The following is a 21,950-nucleotide window of genomic DNA, read 5'->3' as shown; positions in this document are numbered from 1 at the left end:
TGTGTGCGGGCGAGGAAAGGCAAGTCCAAGATGCGCCCGCAATCGCCCGGCCTGCCGGCGAGCTGCTGCCCCTGGTGCCCACCGCTGCAGCCCGCAGGCCGGCCAGCATCGCCACCCGTGCGCCCGCTTCGGCCTGGTCGAAGCTACCCGCACCGCCGGGCGCCGCTGCCAGGCCGACACCAGCCGGCCACCCGTCGCCGGATCGCCCCGACCGGCCGGGCCTGCTGCCCCAGCCGGCGAGCTGCTGCACCTGGTGCCCACCGTTGCAGCCCGCTGGCCTGCCAGCACCGCCACCCGCGTGACCGCTCCGACCTGGTCGACGCCACCCGCACCGCCGGGCACAACCGCCGGCCGACACCAGCCGGCCACCTGCCGCCGGATCACCCCGACCGGCCGGGCCTGCCGCCTGCCGGCGAGCTGCTGCCCCTGGTGCACGCCGTTGCAGCCCGCTGGCCTGCCAGCACCGCCACCCGCGTGACTGCTTCGGCCTGGTCCACGCCACCGCCCCGCCCCGCTGGCAGTCCGACACCGGCCGGCACCCGCCACCGGATCGCCCCGGCCGGCCGGGCTTGCCGCCCCTGCCGGCGAGCTGCTGCCACTGGTGCACGCCGCTGCAGCCTGCCGCCTGGCCAGCACTGCCACCCGCGTGACTGCTTCGGCCTGGGCGACGCCACCCGCACCGGCCGACCACCTGCCACCGGATCGCCCCGGCCGGCCGGGCCTGCAGCGCTTGCCGGCGAGCTTCTGCCCCTGGTGCACGCCGTTGCGGCCCGCTGGCCTGCCAGCACCGCTTACCCGCGCGCCCGTTTCGACCTGGTCGACGCCACCCGCACCGCCGGGCACCGCTGCCAGGCCGACACCAGCCGGCCACCTGCTGCCGGATCGCCCCGACCGGGCTTGCCGCCTGCCGGCGAGCTGGTGCCCCCAGTGCGTGTCGCAGTCGCTGTGCTCGGCATCGTCGTTGCGCTCGCTTCGGTATTCCTGACCAACCGTCGCCAGTAGGCGGCAGCACTGGTGCGGGTTCCTGCCCATCCATTGATCTAGGTACCTTCCCCCATATTCACGTCACCTGCAGGGACGAAGATTCAAGCTACATTGCAGCCGTTGATGGTGCGGCGCAGCACGCGCAAGAGGGCGAACATGGGAATGGCGGTATCGATGATGGACCTGGCAGGCATGGCGCGTGACCAAGCCACCGCTGTGGACCACCGTACCGTCAAGACATCATGGCTGCTTGTTGCGGCCAGGGTTTCTGTGGCGCCACTCACCTCTTGGCTGGCCAATGGGCTCTCCGAGCGCGCCACGCGCATGCAGCGTTCTGCCATCTGGTTCAAGGGTGCGGTGGCCGAGTTGCAGGACAACCCTCAGCCCATCCAGATTGACCCGCAAGACGCTTTGCGCACCGAGCTGGATCGGCTCGAAGCGATGCTGGCCAACTTGGCACGCGAAGCAACCAATGCGGCCGAGCAACTCACCAAAGCCGATGGACGCTCCCGCGGCGCGGTGCGCGACGCATTGCGCCAAGTCGCTCAGGCATCGCAGGCCCTGAAGTCTGAGGCTCGCGACTTCGCGAGCGCCATCCGCGCTCACGACGCCAACGTCTGCGCCATCGATGCGGCAAGAGCCGGCAGCGCCATGGCCGCATCCACCCCAGCCGAGCTGGACGCCCAACTGGTCAGGCTGCTGGCCTGAGCATGGCCGGCGAGCGAGTAGTACGCGGCATCGTCGCGACATCCGCCGCGTTCGTGCGCGCCCTCAAAGGCGTGAAAGACGCCCAGTTGCAGCGCGAGATCCAGGCATCCATCAGAAGCCTGCTCTTCCTGGATCTTGACCAATCCCCCAGCAAACTGCACCTGCACCAGCTGAAGAACCACAGCGTCCCGTCGTCAACGAGGCCAGGGGTCCATGTGAACCCGTGGACTATCCACGTGACGTCCAATGACTCCTACAAAGCCAGCTTCACGCTGGAAGACGGCATCGCTTACCTGCGCAACGTTGACGAACACGACAGAGTCGACAAGTTTCCCTGAACCGCCGGGCAGCGCTGGCGGGCGAGCTGCTGCACCTGGTGCACGCCGCTGCAGCCCACTGGCTGGCCAGCATCGCAACCGCGTGACCGCTTCGACCTGGTCGACGCCGCCGCACCGCCGGGCACTGCTGCCGGACCGACACCGGCCGGCCACCCGTCACCGGATCGCCCCGACCGGCCGGGCCTGCCGCCCCTGCCGGCGAGCTGCTGCCCCTGGTGCACGCCGCTGCAGCCTGCCGGCCGGCCAGCATCGCCACCCGCGCGCCCGCTTCGGCCTGGTCGACGCCGCCCGCACCGCCGGGCACTACCGCCAAGCCGACACCAGCCGACCGCCTGCCGCCGGATCGCCCCGACCGGCCGGGCCTGCTGCCCCAGCCGGCGAGCTGCTGCACCTGGTGCCCACCGTTGCAGCCCGCTGGCCTGCCAGCACCGCCACCCGCGTGACCGCTCCGACCTGGTCGACGCCACCCGCACCGCCGGGCACAACCGCCGGCCGACACCAGCCGGCCACCTGCCGCCGGATCACCCCGACCGGCCGGGCCTGCCGCCCCTGCCGGCGAACTGCTGCACCTGGTGCACGCCGCTGCAGCCCACTGGCTGGCCAGCATCGCAACCGCGTGACCGCTTCGACCTGGTCGACGCCGCCGCACCGCCGGGCACTGCTGCCGGACCGACACCGGCCGGCCACCCGTCACCGGATCGCCCCGACCGGCCGGGCCTGCCGCCCTTGCCGGCGAGCTGCTGCCCCTGGTGCACGCCGTTGCAGCCCGCAGGCCGGCCAGCATCGCCACCCGTGCGCCCGCTTCGGCCTGGTCGAAGCTACCCGCACCGCCGGGCACCGCTGCCAGGCCGACACTAGCCGGCCACCTGCCGCCTGCCGGCGAGCTGCTGCCCCTGGTGCACGCCGTTGCAGCCCGCTGGCCTGCCAGCACTGCCACCCGCGTGACCGCTTCGACCTGGTCGACGCCGCCGCACCGCCGGGCACTGCTGCCGGACCGACACCGGCCGGCCACCCGTCACCGGATCGCCCCGACCGGCCGGGCCTGCCGCCCTTGCCGGCGAGCTGCTGCCCCTGGTGCACGCCGTTGCAGCCCGCAGGCCGGCCAGCATCGCCACCCGTGCGCCCGCTTCGGCCTGGTCGAAGCTACCCGCACCGCCGGGCACCGCTGCCAGGCCGACACTAGCCGGCCACCTGCCGCCTGCCGGCGAGCTGCTGCCCCTGGTGCACGCCGTTGCAGCCCGCTGGCCTGCCAGCACTGCCACCCGCGTGACCGCTTCGGCCTGGTCGACACCGACCTCGTCGCCGGGCACTGCTGCCAGGCCGACACCGACCGGCCACCTGTCACCGGATCGCCCCGACCGGCCGGGCCTGCCGCCCCTGTCGGCGAGCTGCTGCACCTGGTGCACGCCGCTGCAGCCCACTGGCTGGCCAGCATCGCAACCGCGTGACCGCTTCGGCCTGGTCGAAGCTACCCGCACCGCCGGGCGCCGCTGCCAGGCCGACACCAGCCGGCCACCCGTCGCCGGATCGCCCCGACCGGCCGGGCCTGCTGCCCCAGCCGGCGAGCTGCTGCACCTGGTGCCCGCCGCTGCAGCCCGCAGGCCGGCCAGCATCGCCACCCGTGCGCCCGCTTCGGCCCGGTCGACGCCGCCCGCGCCGCCGGGCACCGCTGCCAGGCCGACACTAGCCGGCCACCTGCCGCCTGCCGGCGAGCTGCTGCCCCTGGTGCACGCCGTTGCAGCCCGCTGGCCTGCCAGCACTGCCACCCGCGTGACCGCTTCGGCCTGGTCGACACCGACCTCGTCGCCGGGCACTGCTGCCAGGCCGACACCGACCGGCCACCTGTCACCGGATCGCCCCGACCGGCCGGGCCTGCTGACCCAGCCGGCGAGCTGCTGCACCTGGTGCCCACCGCTGCAGCCCGCAGGCCGGCCAGCATCGCCACCCGTGCGCCCGCTTCGGCCTGGTCGAAGCTACCCGCACCGCCGGGCGCCGCTGCCAGGCCGACACCAGCCGGCCACCCGCACCGCCGGGCGCCGCTGCCAGGCCGACACTAGCCGGCCACCTGCCGCCTGCCGGCGAGCTGCTGCCCCTGGTGAACGCCATTGCAGCCCGCTGGCCTGCCAGCACTGCCACCCGCGTGACCGCTTCGGCCTGGTCGACACCGACCTCGTCGCCGGGCACTGCTGCCAGGCCGACACCGACCGGCCACCTGTCACCGGATCGCCCCGACCGGCCGGGCCTGCTGACCCAGCCGGCGAGCTGCTGCACCTGGTGCCCGCCGCTGCAGCCCACTGGCCGGCCAGCATCGCCACCCGCGCGCCCGCTTCGGTCTGGTCGACGCCGACCGCGCCGCCGGGCACCGCTGCCAAGCCGGCACCGGCCGGCCACCCGTCAACGGATCGCCCCGGGCGGGCGTGCCTGCCGCTTGCCGGCGAGCTGCTGCCCCTGGTGCACGCCGCTGCAGCCTGCCGGCCGGCCAGCATCGCCACCCGCGCGCCCGCTTCGGCCTGGTCGACGCCGCCCGCACCGCCGGGCACTACCGCCAAGCCGACACCAGCCGACCGCCTGCCGCCGGATCGCCCCGACCGGCCGGGCCTGCTGCCCCAGCCGGCGAGCTGCTGCACCTGGTGCCCGCCGCTGCAGCCCGCAGGCCGGCCAGCATCGCCACCCGGGTGACCGCTCCGACCTGGTCGACGTCACCCGCGCCGCCCGGCATCGCTGCCAGGCCGACACCAGCCGGCCACCTGCCACCGGATTACCCGGCCGGCCGGGCCTGCCGCCCCTGTCGGCGAGCTGCTGCATCTGGTGCCCACCGCTGCAGCCTGCCGGCCGGCCAGCATCGCCACCCGCGCGCCCGCTTCGACCTGGTCGACGCCATCGCACCGGCGCCACCAGCCGGCCACCCGCCATCGGATCGCCCCGACCGCCCGGGCTTGCCGCCCCTGCCGGCGAACTGCTGCGCCTGGTGCACGCCGCTGCAGCCTGCTGGCCGGCCAGCATCGCCACCCGCGCGCCCGCTTCGACCTGGTCGACGCCATCGCACCGGCGCCACCAGCCGGCCACCTGCCGCCGGATCGCCCAGGCCGCCCGGGCTTGCCGCCCCTGCCGGCGAGCTGCTGCCCCTGGTGCACACCGCAGCAGCCCGCTGGCCGGCCAGCATCGCCACCCGCGCGCCCGCTTCGACTTGGTCGACGCCACCGCACCGGCCGGCACTGCTGCCAGGCCGACACCGACCGGCCACCCGTCAACGGATCGCCCCGGCCGGCCGGGCCTGCCGCCCCTGCCGGCGAGCTGCTGCGCCTGGTGCCCACCGCTGCAGCCCGCTGGCCTGCCAGCACCGCCACCCGCGTGACCGCTCCGACCTGGTCAACGCCACCGCACCGGCCGGGCTCGCCCGACCTGCCGGCGAGCTGCTGCCCCTGGTGCACACCGCAGCAGCCCGCCGGCCGGCCAGCACCACCACCCGCGCGCCCGCTTCGGCCCGGTCGACGCCGCCCGCGCCGCCGGGCACCGCTGCCAGGCCGACACTAGCCGGCCACCTGCCGCCTGCCGGCGAGCTGCTGCCCCTGGTGCACGCCGTTGCAGCCCGCTGGCCTGCCAGCACTGCCACCCGCGTGACCGCTTCGGCCTGGTCGACACCGACCTCGCCGCCGGGCACTGCTGCCAGGCCGACACCGGCCGGCCACCCGTCACCGGATTGCCCCGACCGGCCGGGCCAGCCACCTGCCACCGGATCGTCCAGGCTGGCCGCCTACCTTTCGCACGTCGGCGAACCTGTGTGCACGTTGACGGAAAATGCCACCGCTGCGCCTAGCATTTGGCCGGGCGAACACCGGGAATCCTTGCCCGGCCGGCGCGGCATTCATTGCAGGGGGCACAGCCGAGGGGTGTGCATGAAGAAGCCATGGAAGAGTGAACGGGCTGCCGGTTGGCATGACCCGGACGCAGTCTCGATATCGCCTGCACTACGCGCGGAGTTGATCGGAATTCTTCGGCACAGGCCTCGCTCCAAATGGCCGCCGGAGCAAGTCGAACGGTTTGTGGCTGCCTGCAACAGCGCTGTAAACAACGTCCTCTTGTTCGATGATGACTCTTCGCCTGGCGTTGCTCGGGACGCACTTCAAGATGTGGTGAAAAAGGCGCAGGACCTCCTGAAGGCACTTGCTGCCCTGTCAGAGTCCGCAGCGGATGCGGTCGAATGCACGTATCAGGAGCTGGTCCACGCCACGGCGCCCGCTGTCTTGCTCAGTGACCGTTGTCGTGCGGCTCCCCGTGGTCGGCTGGTAGTCAGGCGCGGTGCACGGTCGCGTTTGGATGTCGCCTGGGACACCGTTGACGACCTTCACCAAGTCGCAGGCCTGTGTGCCGGGAGGTTTGACGGTTTCGTGAGCCAGGGAAACAAAGTGAGCGTGACCAGGGCAAAGCGGCTCATTTGGTTTGTAGCGCATGCACATTACGCCATCACGGGAGCCCTGCCGCCGAGAAGCAAGGAATCATGGTTCCCCGTGTTCATGGAAAAACTAGCCGAATGTGAGTCGTTAAGGCTGAAGACAGACGTTCGCCTGGCGTGCGGCGCCGCCTTGGTTTGCAAGGTGGTATCCGAAATGGATCCCACGCACTGCTGACCGCAAACAACCGTTTCTGATTCTCCGACCTCAAGAACAGGAACCCTTCAAAACTCGTTCCGACCTCGTGATGATCGCGTTGCTGTCCAAACACCGCCACGGATGCCACGATGGAAACGACACACCCGCCCACCGCTCAAATCCGCCCGATCACGCACGGGCTGGGCGCCGCTGAATCACTCGCCCCTGCCCGGGTTGACCTGCCGCCCGACCAACTGGCCCGGGTCAAGCGCTCTGAAACCTTGCTGCGCATCGATCAGGTGGAGGCGCGCGTCGGGTTCCGAAAATCGAAGATCTACGCCCTGGCGAAGGAAGAGCCCCTGTTGCGGCCGGTGCTCATCTCTGCGCGCTGCGTGGCCTGGCCGGAATCCCGGATCGACGCCTACATCGCCAAGGTGATTGCCCGATCCGATGCCGGCGCCGACTTGCTGGCCGGTCAAGGGACGCGGGCGTGAACCGCCGCACCGACGACCCGCCGGCACACCTGAGCGAGGACCAGCAAGCCGCGGCCCTGGCCGAATGGGGCCGGCCGGGTTCCTTCCGTTGCTGTGTCTGTGGCCGGGACAGCAACGAGGCCGCGCCGCTGGCGGTGCGTTCGGCTGTTGGCTTCGGTATGGCCGCCTGCAAGCCCTGCGGGCGCCGCATGGGCCTGTCTGCCAGCTTCCGCCGCCGGGCGCAGCGGTGGGCCACTGATGCCGCCTTGCGCAGCCTGCTGCAGCGGGTGGCCGACTTGGTGGGCGTGACTGGCGCCGCCCTATTGACCGCGCTCCCGCGGCGTGGTCGGTTGCCCGCTGCGGCTGATCTGGCGCGCGCTGCCGCCCGCTTGGGCGTGCCGGCCGGGTCGGTTGAGGCGGCATTCCTCCATGTGCTGGGCGCGGGGCGGCTGCAATGACGCGACCGAAGGGCTTGACAGCACCCGCGCGCACGGGGCTACACTGTGTGCAACCTCTGCACATGCAGTGGCTACCGGCGCAAGCCGGCGGGATTGGCGTCCCGGAAAGCAAAGGCGCGCGGCCGCCTCAAGAGCGGCTTTTTCTTTGCGCGCAGCGCTCAGGCTCCCGTTCAATGGCGGCCCGGGCGGGGGTGCCTTCGGGCACGCCGGTTCCTTTGCTCCGGTACGCCAACCCTGCTTCGGGCCGCCGCCCCCTATTGGCGTGGGGGGTGGCGGTTGTAGACCGTAGCAAAGGAGCCTCCGACATGGCTGGTTCGACCCTGGGCATTCGCACGCCCGCACTCCCCGCAGTGGGCACGGCTGAAGGCCGCCCGCATTCCCGCACGCGCCGCAACCATGGCGCCTTCAACCTCGGTGGCCAGCTGGCCTGCGTGTACAGCACGCGCCGTGCCGGCCTGGCCCGGGGCGTGTCCTTCGAGCTGGGCGCCGCGGATCTGCTGCTGCGCGGCTCGCTGACGCCGATGCAGGCGCGCCACCTGGCGCAGGCCCTGAGCGCGGCGGCTGACGCCGCCGAAGCCACGGCGGGAGGTTCAGCATGATCCGCGTCACCTTCGACATCGACCCCGCCGGCCTGTCCAGCGTCACCGATAGCCACCTGGCCGCGCTCTGGCACATCGGCCAGGCGAACCCGGCACCGCACGGCGACCGCGAAGCCGGCCAGCTGGCGGGGGCCGTGGGCTCCGAGATCGTCCGCCGCTGGCTGGCCGCTGCCGCGCCCGAGCTGCATGCCCACCAGCCCGGCGATCACCACTGGAAGACGCTGCTTCAGCACGGCCTGTGGGCTGGCCCTGGTGGCGCCTGGGTGCCGCACGCCGACTGCACGCCGCAGGCCGCAACACCTACCGAACCGCAGGAGGCCTGACCGTGGCCACCATCAAGAAGACCGGCACCGCGGGTGCTGGTGAAGCTGCTGCATGGTCGGCACCCGTGTTCCCGCTGCCTGGCGCTGCCGCAGCGCCAGTGGTTCAACCGTCACGCCGTGGTCGGTACCCCGCCAAGGTGACGCGGCTGCGTCAACCGAGCACCTACCTGCCGTTGACGAGCGCTGCCAAGTCGGCCGCGGCGGGTGCGTGCATCGTCTTGACCGGCCCGGAAAGCGAACGCCCGCCGTGTGTGGCTGAGGCGCTGGCCTGGCTGGAAGGTCAAGTCCACCGCGGCCCCGCAATGATCAGCACCCGGGATGCCCGCGACTACCTGCGCTTGCAGTTCGGGAGCCTGCCATTCGAGGTGTTCGGTGCCCTGTTTCTGGACGCCCAGCACCAGCTGATTGATTGCCGGGTCTTGTTCCGCGGCTCCCTGTCACAGACCTCGGTCTACCCGCGTGAAGTGGTGCGGGAAGCGCTTGAACTGCATGCCGCGGCCGTGGTGCTGTTCCACAACCACCCGTCCGGCACGCCCGAACCGTCCCGGTCGGATGAGTTCCTGACGCAAAGCCTGAAAACGGCCCTGGCCGTGGTGGATGTGCGGGTGTTCGATCACTTTGTGGTCGGCGCCGCCGGGTCCGTGTCCTTCGCTGAAAGGGGGCTGCTGTGAAGCCGGGCCGCCGCCAGCGCGCCAATGACGCAGCGCCCACCACCCGCGCCAGCACCTGCGACACCGCCACCGCCTCGCGCCCGGCCGACCTGGGGGCGGCCCTGCAGGTCAAAGCCACGCAGGTGAAGGGGCGGGTGAGCCTGACCACCACACACGACGGGATGACCTTCACGGCCCATCTCGACCCAGCGCAGGCCCGCAGCCTGGCCGCGCAGCTGCTGAGCGCCAGCGAGTGCGCCACCACCTACGAAAGGAACGAACCATGACCACCACCGAGAACAAGAGCACCGATGCCGATCGGGTGCAGTTCAGGGCATTCAGCTGGGTGGCGGATGAAGCCGCCGGTGAGCTGATGCCCGCCGCGATGCTGAATCGATCGGTCGAGACCTCGCGCAACTTGGTCGGCGGGCTGGGCGTCGTGCTGGCGATGTTGGAGCGCGAGGAGCTGGACCGCGAAGTGTTGGATGAGCACGGCGCCCCCTTTGCGCCGTTCTTCACTGCGCCTGATCGCGGCAACTTGCTGCGGATGTGCATCGGGATCTGTGACGCATTGAGAGACGCTGCCGACCTGACCATTGAACGGATGAGCGAATACCGCGAAGCCAACAACGGGGGCCGCAGGTGACACCATTGCAGCCCCCTGCCGACCTGGCCACCGATGTGCGAGAGCTGGCCATGGCACTGCCCGTTGCGGGCACGCGTGGCGCAGGTAAGCCATGAGCACGGCAGAAGCCCCCGCGCGGTCCCTGTTGCGCCTGGCACATGCGGAGCTGGGCAAGGCCTTCGAGGCGCGTCCTCCCTTCAACCCGGTGAAGTTCCGCCACCCGGCCCCCTATGGCACGCCGGGTGGTGGCATGGTGCAGGCCTATCAGGCCGAGTTCAGCTACCCCGGCACGGTGCTGATACACCACATCCACGGCTGCAGCCTGCATGACCTGGTGGTGGCATCTGAACCGGGCCAGCCTGACGTGCTTGCAGTCGACCTGCAGGCCGACCCAGACGACCCCTACACCCCATCGATACGGTCGGCACTGCTCCGCAAGGCTCACAAGGCCTTGTCGGTGGAGTGCACCCGGCACATCGCGTCGCGCCCTCTGCACCTGGGCCTGGCGCCCGCGGTGTCCACCGTGCTGGCCACCTTCGAGTGGCCCGGCGTGGTGCGCGTCATGACGGAAGACCGATCCGAACTGCTGGCGGTTTCCCTGCCGGGTCGGCCGTTGTGGCTGGACACCCACGCCCTTCGTGCTGCGGCGGGCCGTAGCAACCCCTGAAGCGACCCCATGTCAACTCGCCCCCGCCGGCCCCGCGCCGCAGCCCCGTCGCGCCCGATCACCCTCGACCTGGTGCGCGACGCCCTGAGCTTCATCCCGCCGGACGTGACCCACGATGACCGGGTGCGGCTGGCCTTTGCGGTGTGGGACGGCGTGGGCGATGCCGGCGCCGATGCCTGGCTGAGCTGGGCGGCGCAGCGCAGCAACGCGGACGCGGTGGAAGACCGCGACACGTGGAAGAGCGCACGCAAGCCCGGGCGGGTCAAGGTGGGAACGCTGTTCGGCATCGCCAAGGACCACGGCTTCCGCTTCCCGGATGTGGACGGCGACGCGCCCGCGCCCGACCCGGCGGCCCTGGCCGCTGCTGCGGCCGAACGCGAGCGCAAGCGCCTGGCCGAAGAAGCGGAGTACCGGCGTCGCGCCGACGATGCCGCCCGCTGGGCGCGGGAGCTGTGGGCCGACGCCAGCGAGGCGGGATCGAGCCCCTACCTGAACCGCAAGGGCGTGCAGCCGCACGGGGTGCGCTTTCTGCCCGATGGGACTTTGCTGGTGCCCATGCGCAACGCGGCCGGCGAGCTGCAGAACGTGCAGCGCATCGCCCCGGTGAAGCCCGTGGGAGACCAGCCGGGACAGCAGCCGGAACAGCCGCCAGAAAAGCGCTACCTGCCCGGCGGGCGCAAGTCCGGGCTGTGGCACCTGATCGGCGAGCTGGGCGGCCCGGCCGGTGCGCCAGCAGCCCCCGCGGACGCCAGCACCCAGGGTGCAGACGCCTGCACCGCACCCCCGTCCGTGCTGCTGCTGGCCGAGGGCTACGCCACCGGGGCCAGCCTGCACGAGGCCACCGGCTGGCCGGTGGCGGTGTGCTTCGACGCCGGCAACCTCAAGCCCTGCGCCCTGGCGCTGCAGGGCCTGCACCCGGGTGCCCTGCTGCTGGTGTGTGGCGACGATGACCGCGCCACCGAGGCCCGCACCGGCACCAACCCCGGCCGGGTGAAGGGCGCCGCCGCGGCTCGGGCGGTGCAGGCCGCGGGCGGGCGTGCCGGCCTGGTGCTGCCTGACGGCCTACCCGAGGGCGGGACGGACTTCAACGACCTGCACGCCCATGCCGGCGCCGACGCGGTGCGCGCCCAGGTGCAGGCCGCGGCACTGGCCCTGCTGGCCGGGGCACCGAGCGCAGCGGGTGCCGACCTGGTGGCCGGTGACGAGGCCGGCGAGCTGGCCGGCCATGACAACGGCACCGAGCGGACCGACCACGCCAACGACCACGCCAACGACACCGGGCCGGCCGACAGCAACGCCCCCACCGACGCGAGCGCCGGCCCGCTGGGCGACGATCCGCCCCGGCTGACCCTGACGCACCAGCCCCTGCGGGCAAGCGCTCCAAGGGCCGCAAATCGAACCGCGCCCGCTCGCCTGACGATGGCGACCCCGGCGACCCCGGCGAGCGCGACGGCGGGGCCGACCTGCCGGGCGGGTTCGACCGTTTCCGCGTCGACGATTCGGGCGTGTGGTTCACCCCGCCGGCCGGCGACGATGGCACCACGGGCAGCGCGCGCCGGGTGTGTGACCGCCTGGAGGTGCTGGCCCTGGCGCGCGACATGCACGACAAGGGCGGGGCGCTGCTGCTGGACTTCGATTCACAGTTCGGCCGGGGGCGCCGCTGGCTGATGCCGCTGTCCATGCTGGCCGGTGACGGCGCCGCCTACCGGGCCGAACTGCTGGACATGGGCTTCATCGCCCCAACCGACGGCAACCGGCGCCGCTGGCTCACCGAGTACCTGCAGAGCCGGCGCCCGGCCGACCGCGTGCGCCTGGTCGACCGCGTGGGCTGGCAGGGCCGCGCCTACGTGCTGCCGCGGGAGACGCTGACCGCCGACGGTGGCGACGGAAATGCCGACGGCAACGCCCCGGCCGAACGCCTGATGTTCCACAGCGAAGCGCCCATGGAAGACGCCTACACCCAACGGGGCAGCCTGGCGCAGTGGCAAGAGCGCATCGGCCGGCACTGCGTGGGCAACAGCCGGCTGTTGTTCGCGGCCTCGGTGGCGTTGGCCGGGCCGGTGCTGGGCTGGGTGCCGGGCATGGAATCGGGCGGCTTCCACCTGCGGGGGGATTCGAGCTGCGGCAAGACCACCGCGCTACGGGTGGCCGCGTCGGTGTGGGGCGGCAAGGACTATTTGCAGCGATGGAGGGCAACTGACAATGGTTTGGAAACCCAGGCCGTGCAGCACTCAGACGGTGTGCTGGTGCTGGACGAACTCGGTCAGTTGGATCCGAAGGTTGCCGGCCCATCGGCCTACATGTTGGCCAACGGCCAGGGCAAGGCCCGGGCGGGCCGCAACGGCGGGGCACGCCCGCGGTTGTCCTGGCGGCTGCTGTGGTTGTCGGCCGGGGAGATCCCCCTTTCCCAGCACATGGCCGAAGGTGGAACGCGCATCCGTGCCGGGCAAGAGCTGCGCATGGTGGACATGCCGGCCGATGCGGGTGTGGGGCTCGGGTTGTTCGACACCGTGCACGATCATGAAGGCGGCGCCGCGCTGGCGCAGCACCTGGCGCGGGTGTGCGAGTCCACCCACGGGGCGATCGGGCGGGCCTGGCTGGAATGGCTGGTTGCCCACTCCGACACCTGGCCGAAGGACCTTCGCGCCGATGTGGAGGCGCTGGCCCTGCGCTTCGTGCCGGACGTGGCGGACGGGCAGATCAAGCGCGTCGGCCGGCGCTTCGCCCTGGTCGCTGCAGCGGGCGAGCTGGCCACGCGGCAGGGGCTGACCGGCTGGCCCGAAGGCGCAGCGACCGAGGGCGTGAAGCGCTGCTTCCTCGCCTGGGTGGGCGCCCGCCCGGCAGGCTTTGGCAGCAGTGAGAGGGCCGAAGCCCTGCGCCAGGTGCGCGCCTATCTGGAGAAGAACGGCGACGCGCTGTTCACCTGGTGGCACCGGGCGATGGACGATCACAAGCCGAACACCGCGCTGCGCGCCGGCTACAAACGCATGATCGATGAGGCCGGCCAGCCGGTGAAGTACGACAGCGCCGATGAGTACTGCGACAGCCGCGCCCCGGCCGGCGAGCGCAGCGCCGATGCCCACCTGGTCGAATACCTGGTGTTCCCCGAAGCCTTCCGAAACGAGGTGTGCAAGGGGCTGGATGCGCAGTTCGTGGCGAAGGTGCTGAAGGATGCGGACTGCCTGAAGACGGACCGCGACCGCCTCACCCACAAGCTGCGGCTCCCCGGCATCGGGAACGCCCCGGTGTTCCACATCCTGCCGGCGGTGTTCGACGTGGTGGCGTCATGGGACTGAGGGGCCGGCCTCGAAGCCCGCTGCGGGTGCAGCTGCTCGAAGCCTTCGAGCGCCTGAACCATGTTCACGGGCCTGTGACCTACCTGGACGTGATGGCCGAGATCCCGGGCCTGCACCCGAAGTCACCCGCCGATCGGCACATGGTGAGCTGCACCGTGTCCGAAATGCGGAGGGCGGGCGAGCTGGTCTTTGATGGCACGCGGGCCGCCAATTCGAGCAAGACGGGCACCGGCCGGCCGATGAATCGTTGGCTGGTGGCGACCGATTGGCGCTGCCGCAAGGAGTCGGCCGGTGCCGACTTGGCGAAGGTGTTCGCGGGGTGGGGGCCTGCGGCAGACCGGGAGGGCTGAAGGCGAAGCCGCACGGCACCGGGCAGCACCGGCGGGCAGCCCGGCGCGGATCGCGTCATGAATCGCCAAGCCCGTTCGTTGAACCAACGAGAACGAACGATTACAGTCCGCCCATGTACACGGTCCGGCAAACCCCCGAGTTCATGCAGTGGCTGACCGGCCTGAAGGACGGCATGACCCGGCGCCGCCTGGCGCGCCGACTGGAAAAGGTGCAACGCGGCAACCTGGGCGACGTGAAGGCTGTCGGCGAGGGGGTGTGCGAGATGCGCGAGTCCTTTGGCCCCGGGTGGCGCATGTACTACGTTCAGCGCGGCGCCGTGTTGGTCTTGATGCTGGGCGGGGGCGACAAGAGCACCCAGCAAGCCGACATTGCAGCGGCGCAGGCCCTGGCGCGGCACATTGAGGATTGACCCATGAGCGACACCAAGACGATCAAGGCTTCTGACCTGCCAGAGTTCGACATGGCGGAGCACCTGGACAGCGATCAGGCGATCGCCGAATACCTCACCATCGTGCTTGAAGAGGACGACCCGGCGGCCCTGGCCGATGCGCTCGGAACGATTGCCCGCGCCCGTGGCATGACGGCTGTCGCGGCCGATGCGGGCCTGACCCGCGAAGCCCTTTACAAGGCGCTGCGGCCGACGGCACATCCGCGCTTCGACACGATTCAACGGGTGTGCAAGGCGCTGGGGGTCAAGCTGGTGGCGCAGGTGGCCGCCTAGGCTCCTTGGCCGCGCTGGTCCGGCCGGCGGTGGGGTCACCCTAGATTGACACTTTCGCACCCGCTGTGCGAGCCGGGCCGAACAGCCGTCTTGCCGCGTGTTCTGCCTTGTCCGGGTTCTCACATCACGCGCCTTCGATGTGCCAATTTCGTCGCAAGCTGACTAATTTCTTACGAAACACCCCGTTTCGACGCCTTCAGGCTGAATTTGCCCCCGTGACGAAAGCGGACGGGGGCAGCCAGCGGGGGCAGAGAAGTCCAAGCGTGACAAGGACTTACGCCGCTTGCCCCCGTGCCCCCGTTGCCCCCGTGTGCATTTACAGGGAGCCGAAAGCACAACGCACTGCAAACCGACGTTCGGCGAACCTTACAAGGCCCGGTGTGTCAAGTTAGGGTGTACCTCAAATGGACACCAAGCCTTGACACTTTTCACGCCTTCATTGTGTCTGTTTAGGGTCGCATATTGTTTTTCTTGACACACTCAAGCCAACGTCTAGACTTCAACTTGACACTTTGAGGGGCAGACGATGGCAACGACGGTCAAGGGCAGCAGCAAGGCGAACACCGGCCAGCGGGTCGGTTACGTGCGTGTGTCGACGGTGGACCAGAACACGGCGCGCCAGCTGGACGGCGTGGCAGTCGATCGTGTGTTCACCGACCACGCCAGCGGCAGCACGACGAAGCGCCCCGCGCTGGCCGAAGCGCTGGCCTTCGTGCGTCAGGGGGATTGCCTGGTGGTGCATTCGATGGACCGCCTGGCGCGCAACCTCGATGACCTGCGCCGCATCGTGCGTGAGCTGACCGAACGCGGCGTGTCCGTCGAGTTCGTGAAGGAAGGTCAGACCTTCACGGGCGACGCATCCAGCCCGATGGCCAACCTGATGCTGTCGATGCTTGGGGCCTTCGCTGAGTTCGAGCGTGCGCTGATCCGGGAACGCCAGCGGGAGGGCATCGCCATCGCCAAGCAAGAGCCGGGGAAGTACCGCGGCCGGGCGCCTGCGCTGACCGCTGAACAGGTCGCCGACCTGCGGGCGAAGGACGCGGCACAAGGCGGCAAGGGTCGGGCCGCACTGGCGCGTGAGTTCAGCGTGTCGCGCCAGACGCTCTATCAGTACCTTGAGCCGAAGGGCTGACCCGACTCAACCGCCTGTGCCAAGCCGGATGCAGTAACCGATGCAGTAACTGCAGTTATCAGAAGCCAGCAAGGCCAGCATTGGTGCGGTTTTGACGTTCCTGTCGAGGGACCATCGATGCCCCCCGTCGAGGTCCGCTGAAGTCCACGAAGCCCGCTTCTTCACGCTGAAGGCGGGCTTTTTGCTTCCACGCGCGAAACGCAGCTGAACAGCCGGCGCGACCGGGCCGGGCCGCGCCGTCACCACTGGATACAAGGCGCGCTGGACAGGAGCGACCTGCGTCCGCTCTACTCGCCGGGGGCGGCCGGGGTCGCCTGCAACAGGTTGGCCGGGGCCACCCGCCCCGCCGCCGCCCGGCCCGCCCATCGTGTTCACCCCCCGGAGGAGACCCAGCATGGCCACCCGCAAGACCACCCGTCCAACCACCCAGGCCGCCGCCACCAACGCCGCCGCCGCCGAGGCCGCACCCAAGGCCACGGCGACCCAGCCCAAGGGCTGGTCGCTGCACATCGGCCTGAACTCAGTCGACCCGGACCACTACGGCGGCTGGAGCGGCGATCTCACGGCCTGCGAGTTCGACGCGCTGGACATGGCCGAGCTGGCCAAGTCCCAGGGCATCAAGCCCACCCTGCTGCTGACCCGCAGTGGCACGCGAGCGAAGGTGCTGGCGGCGCTGCGCAAGGCGGCCAAGACGTTGAAGGCGGGCGACCTGTTCCTGCTCAGTTACTCCGGCCACGGCGGTCAGGTGACCGACATCAACGCCGACGAGCCGGACGGCCAGGATGAAACCTGGTGCCTGTTCGACAGCCAGCTGATCGACGACGAGCTGTACTACGAGCTCAGCCGCTTCGCCGCCGGGGTGCGCATCCTGGTGCTGTCCGACAGCTGCCACAGCGGCAGCGTGGTGCGCGAAGCGGTGCCGGGTGCCGCGCCAGCCGGGCCGCGCCCGCGCCTGATGCCGCCGGCGATCGCCCGGCGCACCTACCGCGAGCACAAGGCCTTCTACGACGGCCTGCAGCAGGAGGTGGCGCGCGCGGCCGGCGGCGTCAGCGCCGACCCCGATGCCGTGCTTGCTGGCCTGAGCGTGGGCAGCTCGCGCCTGACCGCGGTGGTGACAACGTTCAAGCCCGCGGTGATCCTGATCTCCGGCTGCCAGGACAACCAGACGTCGATGGACGGTGAACACAACGGCGCCTTCACCGAGCGCCTGCTCGCGGTGTGGCGCCAGGGCGCCTTCCAGGGCAGCCACCGGCTGTTCCACCAGACCATCCGCGCCGGCATGCCGCCGACCCAGTCTCCGAACCTGTTCACGCTCGGCCCGGTGACGGCCTTCGTCAAGCAGCGGCCGTTCAAGGTCTGATCGGTCCGTGCAAGAGCAGCGGCAGCGGCGACCGCCCTTGCTCCTGCCGTGTTGACCCTGGCGGTGCTGGCGGACGACAAGCGTGATGGAGTGCCGCGGCGGCGCGGCGATGTCCCCACGCCAATCGGTTGCACCTGCGGCGGCACTTGCAGATCGCTCAGTTCGGGTCGAAGCTTCTCCTGAGCCGGCGGCGGGGATACGTCGGCGCACCAGGAGGCACTCCACCGTGAAGCGCTGCTTCGTCATCCAGGGTTATGGTCAAAAGACCGACTACAGCAACGGCCGGGTGCTCGACCTGGATGCCTCGTACGCGGTGATCAAGGAAGCCGTCGAGGATGCGGGGCTGGAGTGCATCCGCTGCGACGAGATCGCGCATTCGGGCGTCATCGATGTGCCGATGTACCAGCAGCTGCTGGAGGCCGACCTGGTGATCGCGGACCTGTCGACCTACAACATCAACGCGGCCTTCGAGTTGGGGGTGCGCTATGCGCTGCGCCCGCACTGCACGCTGATCGTGGCCGAGAGCCAGTTCCGCAACCCCTTCGACACCAGCCACACGGTGATGCTCAGCTACGAGCACCTGGGCAAGGACGTCGGCGCGCAGGAGGCGCGGCGCTTTCGCCGCGCGCTCAAGGGGCAGATCGAGGCGCTGCGCGCGGCCCAGCGCATCGACAGCCCGGTCTACACCTACCTGCCTCAGTTGCAGCCACCCGCGGCGGTGCAGGCGTCCACACCGCGCAGCGCACCCGCGCTGGAAGCGGGGGGAGCGGGGGGAGCGGTAGCAATGCTGACCACTGGCGCCACGGCCGCCGTGCCCGAACCCGCCGGCCGCGATCTCAGCCTGAAGCAGTTGCTCGAAACGGCGCAGCAGCTGGTCGACCAGCGCCTGTACGCCCCGGCCGCCAGCCTGCTGGAGGAGCTGCGCCGCCAGCGTCCGCACGACAGCGACATCACGCAGCGCCTGGCGCTGGCCATCTACAAGAGCGAGCAGCCCGACGCCCAGACGGCCCTGCACGCTGCACGGGAGCTGCTGCGCGAGTTGAACCCCGCCAGCACGAACGACCCGCAAACCCTCGGGCTCTGGGGCGCGATCCACAAGCGCCTGTGGGAGCACCGTGCCCATGCGCCCTACCTGGACGCCAGCATCGAGGGCTACGAACGCGGCTTCTACCTGAAGCAGGACCACTACAACGGCATCAACCTCGCCTTCATGCTCGACGTGCGGGGCGAACTGGCCGCCAGCAGCGGCGACATGGCCAACGCGATCACCGACCACACGCTGGCTGCGCGCGTGCGCCGCGAGGTGCTGCGCTGGTGCGCCGACCAGGCCGAGCGCCTGCGCGAGGTCGACCCAATGGATCGCTACTGGGTGCTGGCCTCGCTCTGGGAGGCCAGCCTGGGCCTGGGCGACGAGCCCGGCCGGCTGAAGTGGGAAGCGCAGCTCACCACCATCACGGTGCCGGAGGCGATGCGCACGACCCGTGAGCGGCAGGCCACGCAGCTGCGCGACCTGCTGGCCAGCGCCCGCATGCGCGGCATGCCCATCGGCGCAGCGCCGAATCGAGCCGCAGACGACGCGGTGATCGCACCGGTTGCCCCGCCCGCCATCCCCCGCGAGCGGCAGGACAGCGCGCTGCCGGCATCGCCGGGCGGCTGACACCCGACCAGCGGCTCAGCGCGCGCCGCTCACGTCCAGGATCGCGCCCGAGGTGTAGCTCGCCGCCGAACCCAGCAGCCAGACGATGGCCTGCGCCACCTCATCGGCGGTGCCCACGCGCTGCATCGGCAGCGAGGCGGCCACCCGCGCGGCGCGGTCCGGTTGGCCCCCGCTGGCATGGATCTCGGTGTCGATGATGCCGGGGCGCACGGCGTTGACCCGCACCCCTTCGGCGGCCACCTCGCGCGCCAGTCCGACGCTCAGCGTATCAATGGCCGCCTTGCTGGCGGCGTAGTCGACATAGGTGCCCGGCGAACCCAGCCGCGCCGCAACCGACGACAGGTTGACGATCGAGCCGCCCGCACCGCCGTGCCGCGTGCTCATGCGGTGCACCGCCTCGCGGGCGCAGTACAGGCTGCCGAGCAGGTTGACCGTCACCATGCGGCGCAGGCGGGCACCGTCCATCTCGTCGAGCCGGCCGTTGACGTCAACGACGCCCGCGTTGTTCACCAGCCCACCCAGTCGGCCCAGGCCGCGGTCCACCGCTTCGAACATCGCCAGCACCTGTGATTCATCGCCCACATCGGCGGCCACCGTCATGGCGCGCCGGCCCAGGGCACGCACCTCATCGGCAAGCCGTTCGGCCTCGGCCTGGCGATGCAGGTAGTTGATCGCCACGTCCCAGCCCTGGCGTGCGGCCAGGCGGACCGTGGCCGCGCCGATGCCGCGGCTGCCGCCGGTGACAAGCAGCACGGGGGCCTCAGGCAGCGGGGGCGACAGGGGTGACAGGGGTGACAGAGGGAACGGCGGCAGCGGCAACGGCAGCGGCGGGGGGAGGGAATCGGTCATGGTGGCGTTCACGGTCCAGGTGGATGGCATCGGCCAGCATCGGGCGACCGAGAAGCTTCGGCAACGGGATGCGCAAGGAACATGGAATAATTTCCCATCTAAATCCTTGCCGACCTGGTGCGCAGTCCAAAGCGGTGCACGGGCGTGCTAGCATGAATTGCAAAATTCAACACAGAAAGCATCTTCTGACAACGGCGCCGGGGCGCCGTTCCGTGCATTGTGCCGAGTCACTGGCTTGGCCCGTTCTGGCGCGTTTGCGATGAAGACACTGCGCATCGTCATCCTCGAAGAGGATGACGCGATCGCCCACCCGGCCCGGGCTGCATCCGACCCGACCAACGCGGCGGCATCGACGCCGTTTGCCGGTCTGGATCCGCGCACCCTGGAGGGGCTGAACGGCCCGGCCGTCGCTGAACTGCTGCGCCAGCACGCGATGCCGATGTCCTTCCTCGACACCGACGCGGGCGGGCTCGACGAGGCCGAAGCCGCCAGCACCAGCCTGGAAGACCGCCTGCAGGAGGCCCTGCGCAGCGACATCCCCGGCAGCGCGCCCATCCCGCTGCTCCTGGTCCCGCCCCGCGAAGACACGCTCGCCGCTGGCGCCGGAGCGGCGCGCCCGCAGGCCCATGAGCGCTTTGGCGACAGCCTGATGCGAGTGCTGCGCCGCCACGAACTGGAGGCGGCGCTGACCGACGCCGACACCCGGCTGCGCCAGATCGGCCTGCGCGACGCCCGCCACGGGCTGCCACGACGCGAGCTCTTCCTGGACCGGCTGGAGCAGGCCACCATCTCGGTGCAGCGCGGTGGCGTTTCCTTCACGCTGCTGATGATCGGCGCGGAGCTGCCCGCCGAGCTGGGGGGAACGGCCGACATGGGCCTGGAGGCCGGCGAGCCCGCCCCGGCGGCACAGCCGGCCAGCACGTTGCTGATCGAGGCGGTGTCGGCGCGCCTGCAGCGCCAGGGGCGGCGATCCGACAGCTACGCACGCATCGGCGGTCATAGCTTTGCGGCCCTGATGCTGGGCAACAACTCGGTGGCTGCATCGATGGGGCTGGCGCACCGCCTGGCCGAGGACCTGGCCCGCCCGGTGATGGTGGCCGGCCGGCCGATCCAGCCCGTCATCACCATCGGCGTGGTGCTGTGCCCGCAGCACGGCGGCGATGCGCGCAACCTGATGTTGCACGCCCACGCCGCCCTCGAACAGGCCCAGGCCGGCCGGCATGTGGTCGCGGTCTACGACCCGCGCTACAGCCGCGCCCTGCACAACAGCCAGGGTGACGGCGGCGCACTGACGATGCCGTTGCAGGGCGAGGCGCTGGCCCCGCTGCTGGTCCAGGCGCTGGAGCGGCGCGAGCTGGGCATCGCCCTGCAGCCGGTGGTCGACCTGACCAGCGGGCGCATCACCGAGATCGAGGCGCTCGCGCGCTGGCAGCTGCCCGACCAGGGCCCGGTCGCCACGCGCGAGTTCATCGCTGTGGCCGAGCAGCACGGCCTGATCGCCCAGCTGACCGACCTGGTGCTCGACCAGGCCCTGGCCGCCGCCCGCCACTGGCGCACCGCCGGGCTGGAGGCGGGGCTGGCGCTGAACCTGTCGGTGCGGCTGCTGGCCGACCGCGACTGGCCGACCCGCCTGCGCAACGCCCTGGAGCGGCACGACTGCCCGGCGCAACGGCTGACGCTGGAGGTGTCGGCCCCGGCGCTGATGCAGCACGCCGATGCCGATGTGCAGGTGCTGGCCGAGCTGACGGCGCTGGGCGTGAAGCTGGCGGTGGATGACTTCGGCAACGGCCTGACCTCCTTCCTCGCGGTGACGGAGCTGGGCGAGATCGCGCAGATCAAGATCGACCTCGCCGCACTGCGCCAGGATGCCCGCGCCACCCGGCCAGAGCACCTGCGCGCCATCCTCGGCGCGGCAGTGGCCCTGGCACACGGGCTGGGCGCGCGCGTGGTGGTCAAGGGCGTGGAAGACGGCGCCGACCTCGCCGCCCTGCATGAGCTGGGCGTGGACGGCCTGCAGGGCCGGGTCTGCGCCGCCCCGATGGCGGCGCGCCAGGTGCGCAGCTGGTGGGCCGCGGCACGCCAGCGGCCGCTGGCCTGGCAGCACGCCGACACGCCCGGAGGCAGGGCGGCCCTGGACATCCTGCTGGACGCGGGCGCCCCCCACGCTTGA

At 71.1% G+C, this 21,950-nt stretch carries 21 protein-coding genes and 1 pseudogene; 21 read left to right on the top strand and 1 reads right to left on the bottom strand.

All coding sequences use genetic code 11. From position 1 onward, the window contains the following. Window positions 1-117 precede the first annotated feature (117 nt). The 20 genes and pseudogenes from NGK70_RS07515 to NGK70_RS07420 all read left to right on the top strand — a co-directional run bounded on the left by NGK70_RS07515 (window position 118) and on the right by NGK70_RS07420 (window position 18,931). Window positions 118-1,002 carry a hypothetical protein gene (locus NGK70_RS07515; RefSeq protein WP_251972636.1) on the top strand — a complete coding sequence of 295 codons (885 nt, stop codon included), beginning with the start codon at window positions 118-120 and terminating at the stop codon, window positions 1,000-1,002. Window positions 1,003-1,107: 105 nt separating this feature from the next. Then, window positions 1,108-1,692 (top strand): hypothetical protein, encoded by a 585-nt coding sequence (locus NGK70_RS07510; protein ID WP_251972635.1) that lies wholly within the window; start codon window positions 1,108-1,110, stop codon window positions 1,690-1,692. Between the two features lie 2 nt (window positions 1,693-1,694). Then, the gene (locus NGK70_RS07505; RefSeq protein WP_251972634.1) at window positions 1,695-2,030 is read left to right on the top strand and encodes a hypothetical protein; all 336 of its coding nucleotides are present in this window, start codon (window positions 1,695-1,697) and stop codon (window positions 2,028-2,030) included. 1,074 nt (window positions 2,031-3,104) lie between these two features. After that, the gene (locus NGK70_RS07500) at window positions 3,105-4,709 is read left to right on the top strand and encodes a hypothetical protein (protein WP_251972633.1); all 1,605 of its coding nucleotides are present in this window, start codon (window positions 3,105-3,107) and stop codon (window positions 4,707-4,709) included. Window positions 4,710-6,768: 2,059 nt separating this feature from the next. Continuing rightward, window positions 6,769-7,113 carry a helix-turn-helix transcriptional regulator gene (locus tag NGK70_RS07495; RefSeq protein WP_251972632.1) on the top strand — a complete coding sequence of 115 codons (345 nt, stop codon included), beginning with the start codon at window positions 6,769-6,771 and terminating at the stop codon, window positions 7,111-7,113. Continuing rightward, complete coding sequence (locus tag NGK70_RS07490; protein WP_251972631.1) at window positions 7,110-7,550, top strand: hypothetical protein; 441 nt, start codon at window positions 7,110-7,112, stop codon at window positions 7,548-7,550. Before NGK70_RS07495 ends, NGK70_RS07490 begins: the two co-directional genes overlap by 4 nt. Window positions 7,551-7,855: 305 nt before the next feature. Further along, window positions 7,856-8,149 (top strand): hypothetical protein, encoded by a 294-nt coding sequence (locus tag NGK70_RS07485; protein ID WP_251972630.1) that lies wholly within the window; start codon window positions 7,856-7,858, stop codon window positions 8,147-8,149. Continuing rightward, window positions 8,146-8,472, top strand: a complete 327-nt coding sequence (locus NGK70_RS07480) for a hypothetical protein (protein ID WP_251972629.1) — start codon at window positions 8,146-8,148, stop codon at window positions 8,470-8,472. The genes NGK70_RS07485 and NGK70_RS07480 overlap by 4 nt, the downstream gene beginning before the upstream one ends. Window positions 8,473-8,474: 2 nt before the next feature. After that, entirely contained in the window at window positions 8,475-9,143 is a 669-nt protein-coding gene (locus NGK70_RS07475) for a JAB domain-containing protein (protein ID WP_251972628.1), read from the top strand. After that, entirely contained in the window at window positions 9,140-9,409 is a 270-nt protein-coding gene (locus NGK70_RS07470; RefSeq protein ID WP_251972627.1) for a hypothetical protein, read from the top strand. Before NGK70_RS07475 ends, NGK70_RS07470 begins: the two co-directional genes overlap by 4 nt. Then, window positions 9,406-9,768 (top strand): hypothetical protein, encoded by a 363-nt coding sequence (locus NGK70_RS07465; protein WP_251972626.1) that lies wholly within the window; start codon window positions 9,406-9,408, stop codon window positions 9,766-9,768. Before NGK70_RS07470 ends, NGK70_RS07465 begins: the two co-directional genes overlap by 4 nt. Before the next feature lie 91 nt (window positions 9,769-9,859). Continuing rightward, on the top strand, window positions 9,860-10,414 hold the full coding sequence (locus NGK70_RS07460) for a hypothetical protein (RefSeq protein WP_251972625.1): 555 nt from the start codon (window positions 9,860-9,862) through the stop codon (window positions 10,412-10,414). A gap of 9 nt (window positions 10,415-10,423) precedes the next feature. Then, window positions 10,424-11,518: pseudogene (locus NGK70_RS07455) on the top strand (toprim domain-containing protein); the annotation flags it as partial. Between the two features lie 401 nt (window positions 11,519-11,919). Next, the gene (locus NGK70_RS07450; protein WP_251972624.1) at window positions 11,920-13,710 is read left to right on the top strand and encodes a DUF927 domain-containing protein; all 1,791 of its coding nucleotides are present in this window, start codon (window positions 11,920-11,922) and stop codon (window positions 13,708-13,710) included. Next, window positions 13,701-14,060, top strand: a complete 360-nt coding sequence (locus tag NGK70_RS07445; RefSeq protein ID WP_251972623.1) for a hypothetical protein — start codon at window positions 13,701-13,703, stop codon at window positions 14,058-14,060. Before NGK70_RS07450 ends, NGK70_RS07445 begins: the two co-directional genes overlap by 10 nt. Before the next feature lie 113 nt (window positions 14,061-14,173). Continuing rightward, on the top strand, window positions 14,174-14,470 hold the full coding sequence (locus NGK70_RS07440) for a type II toxin-antitoxin system RelE/ParE family toxin (RefSeq protein WP_251972622.1): 297 nt from the start codon (window positions 14,174-14,176) through the stop codon (window positions 14,468-14,470). A gap of 3 nt (window positions 14,471-14,473) precedes the next feature. Beyond that, window positions 14,474-14,782, top strand: coding sequence for an addiction module antidote protein (locus NGK70_RS07435; RefSeq protein WP_251972621.1), 309 nt, complete (start codon window positions 14,474-14,476; stop codon window positions 14,780-14,782). Between the two features lie 526 nt (window positions 14,783-15,308). Continuing rightward, window positions 15,309-15,914 (top strand): recombinase family protein, encoded by a 606-nt coding sequence (locus NGK70_RS07430; RefSeq protein WP_251972620.1) that lies wholly within the window; start codon window positions 15,309-15,311, stop codon window positions 15,912-15,914. A 394-nt stretch (window positions 15,915-16,308) separates the two neighbouring features. Further along, entirely contained in the window at window positions 16,309-17,274 is a 966-nt protein-coding gene (locus NGK70_RS07425) for a caspase family protein (protein WP_251972619.1), read from the top strand. 226 nt (window positions 17,275-17,500) lie between these two features. Beyond that, window positions 17,501-18,931 (top strand): TRAFs-binding domain-containing protein, encoded by a 1,431-nt coding sequence (locus tag NGK70_RS07420; protein ID WP_251972618.1) that lies wholly within the window; start codon window positions 17,501-17,503, stop codon window positions 18,929-18,931. 15 nt (window positions 18,932-18,946) lie between these two features. On the opposite strand, the gene NGK70_RS07415 is transcribed toward NGK70_RS07420, so the two are convergent. After that, window positions 18,947-19,684, bottom strand: a complete 738-nt coding sequence (locus NGK70_RS07415) for an SDR family oxidoreductase (protein ID WP_251972617.1) — start codon at window positions 19,682-19,684, stop codon at window positions 18,947-18,949. Between the two features lie 355 nt (window positions 19,685-20,039). Here NGK70_RS07415 and NGK70_RS26440 point away from each other — a divergent pair, with 355 nt between their 5' ends. Next, the gene (locus NGK70_RS26440) at window positions 20,040-21,950 is read left to right on the top strand and encodes a GGDEF domain-containing phosphodiesterase (RefSeq protein WP_310742585.1); all 1,911 of its coding nucleotides are present in this window, start codon (window positions 20,040-20,042) and stop codon (window positions 21,948-21,950) included.

Origin of the sequence: Sphaerotilus microaerophilus (assembly GCF_023734135.1) — a bacterium.
GTDB lineage: Bacteria > Pseudomonadota > Gammaproteobacteria > Burkholderiales > Burkholderiaceae_C > Sphaerotilus > Sphaerotilus microaerophilus.
This window is presented reverse-complemented; position numbering and strand designations above follow the sequence as displayed.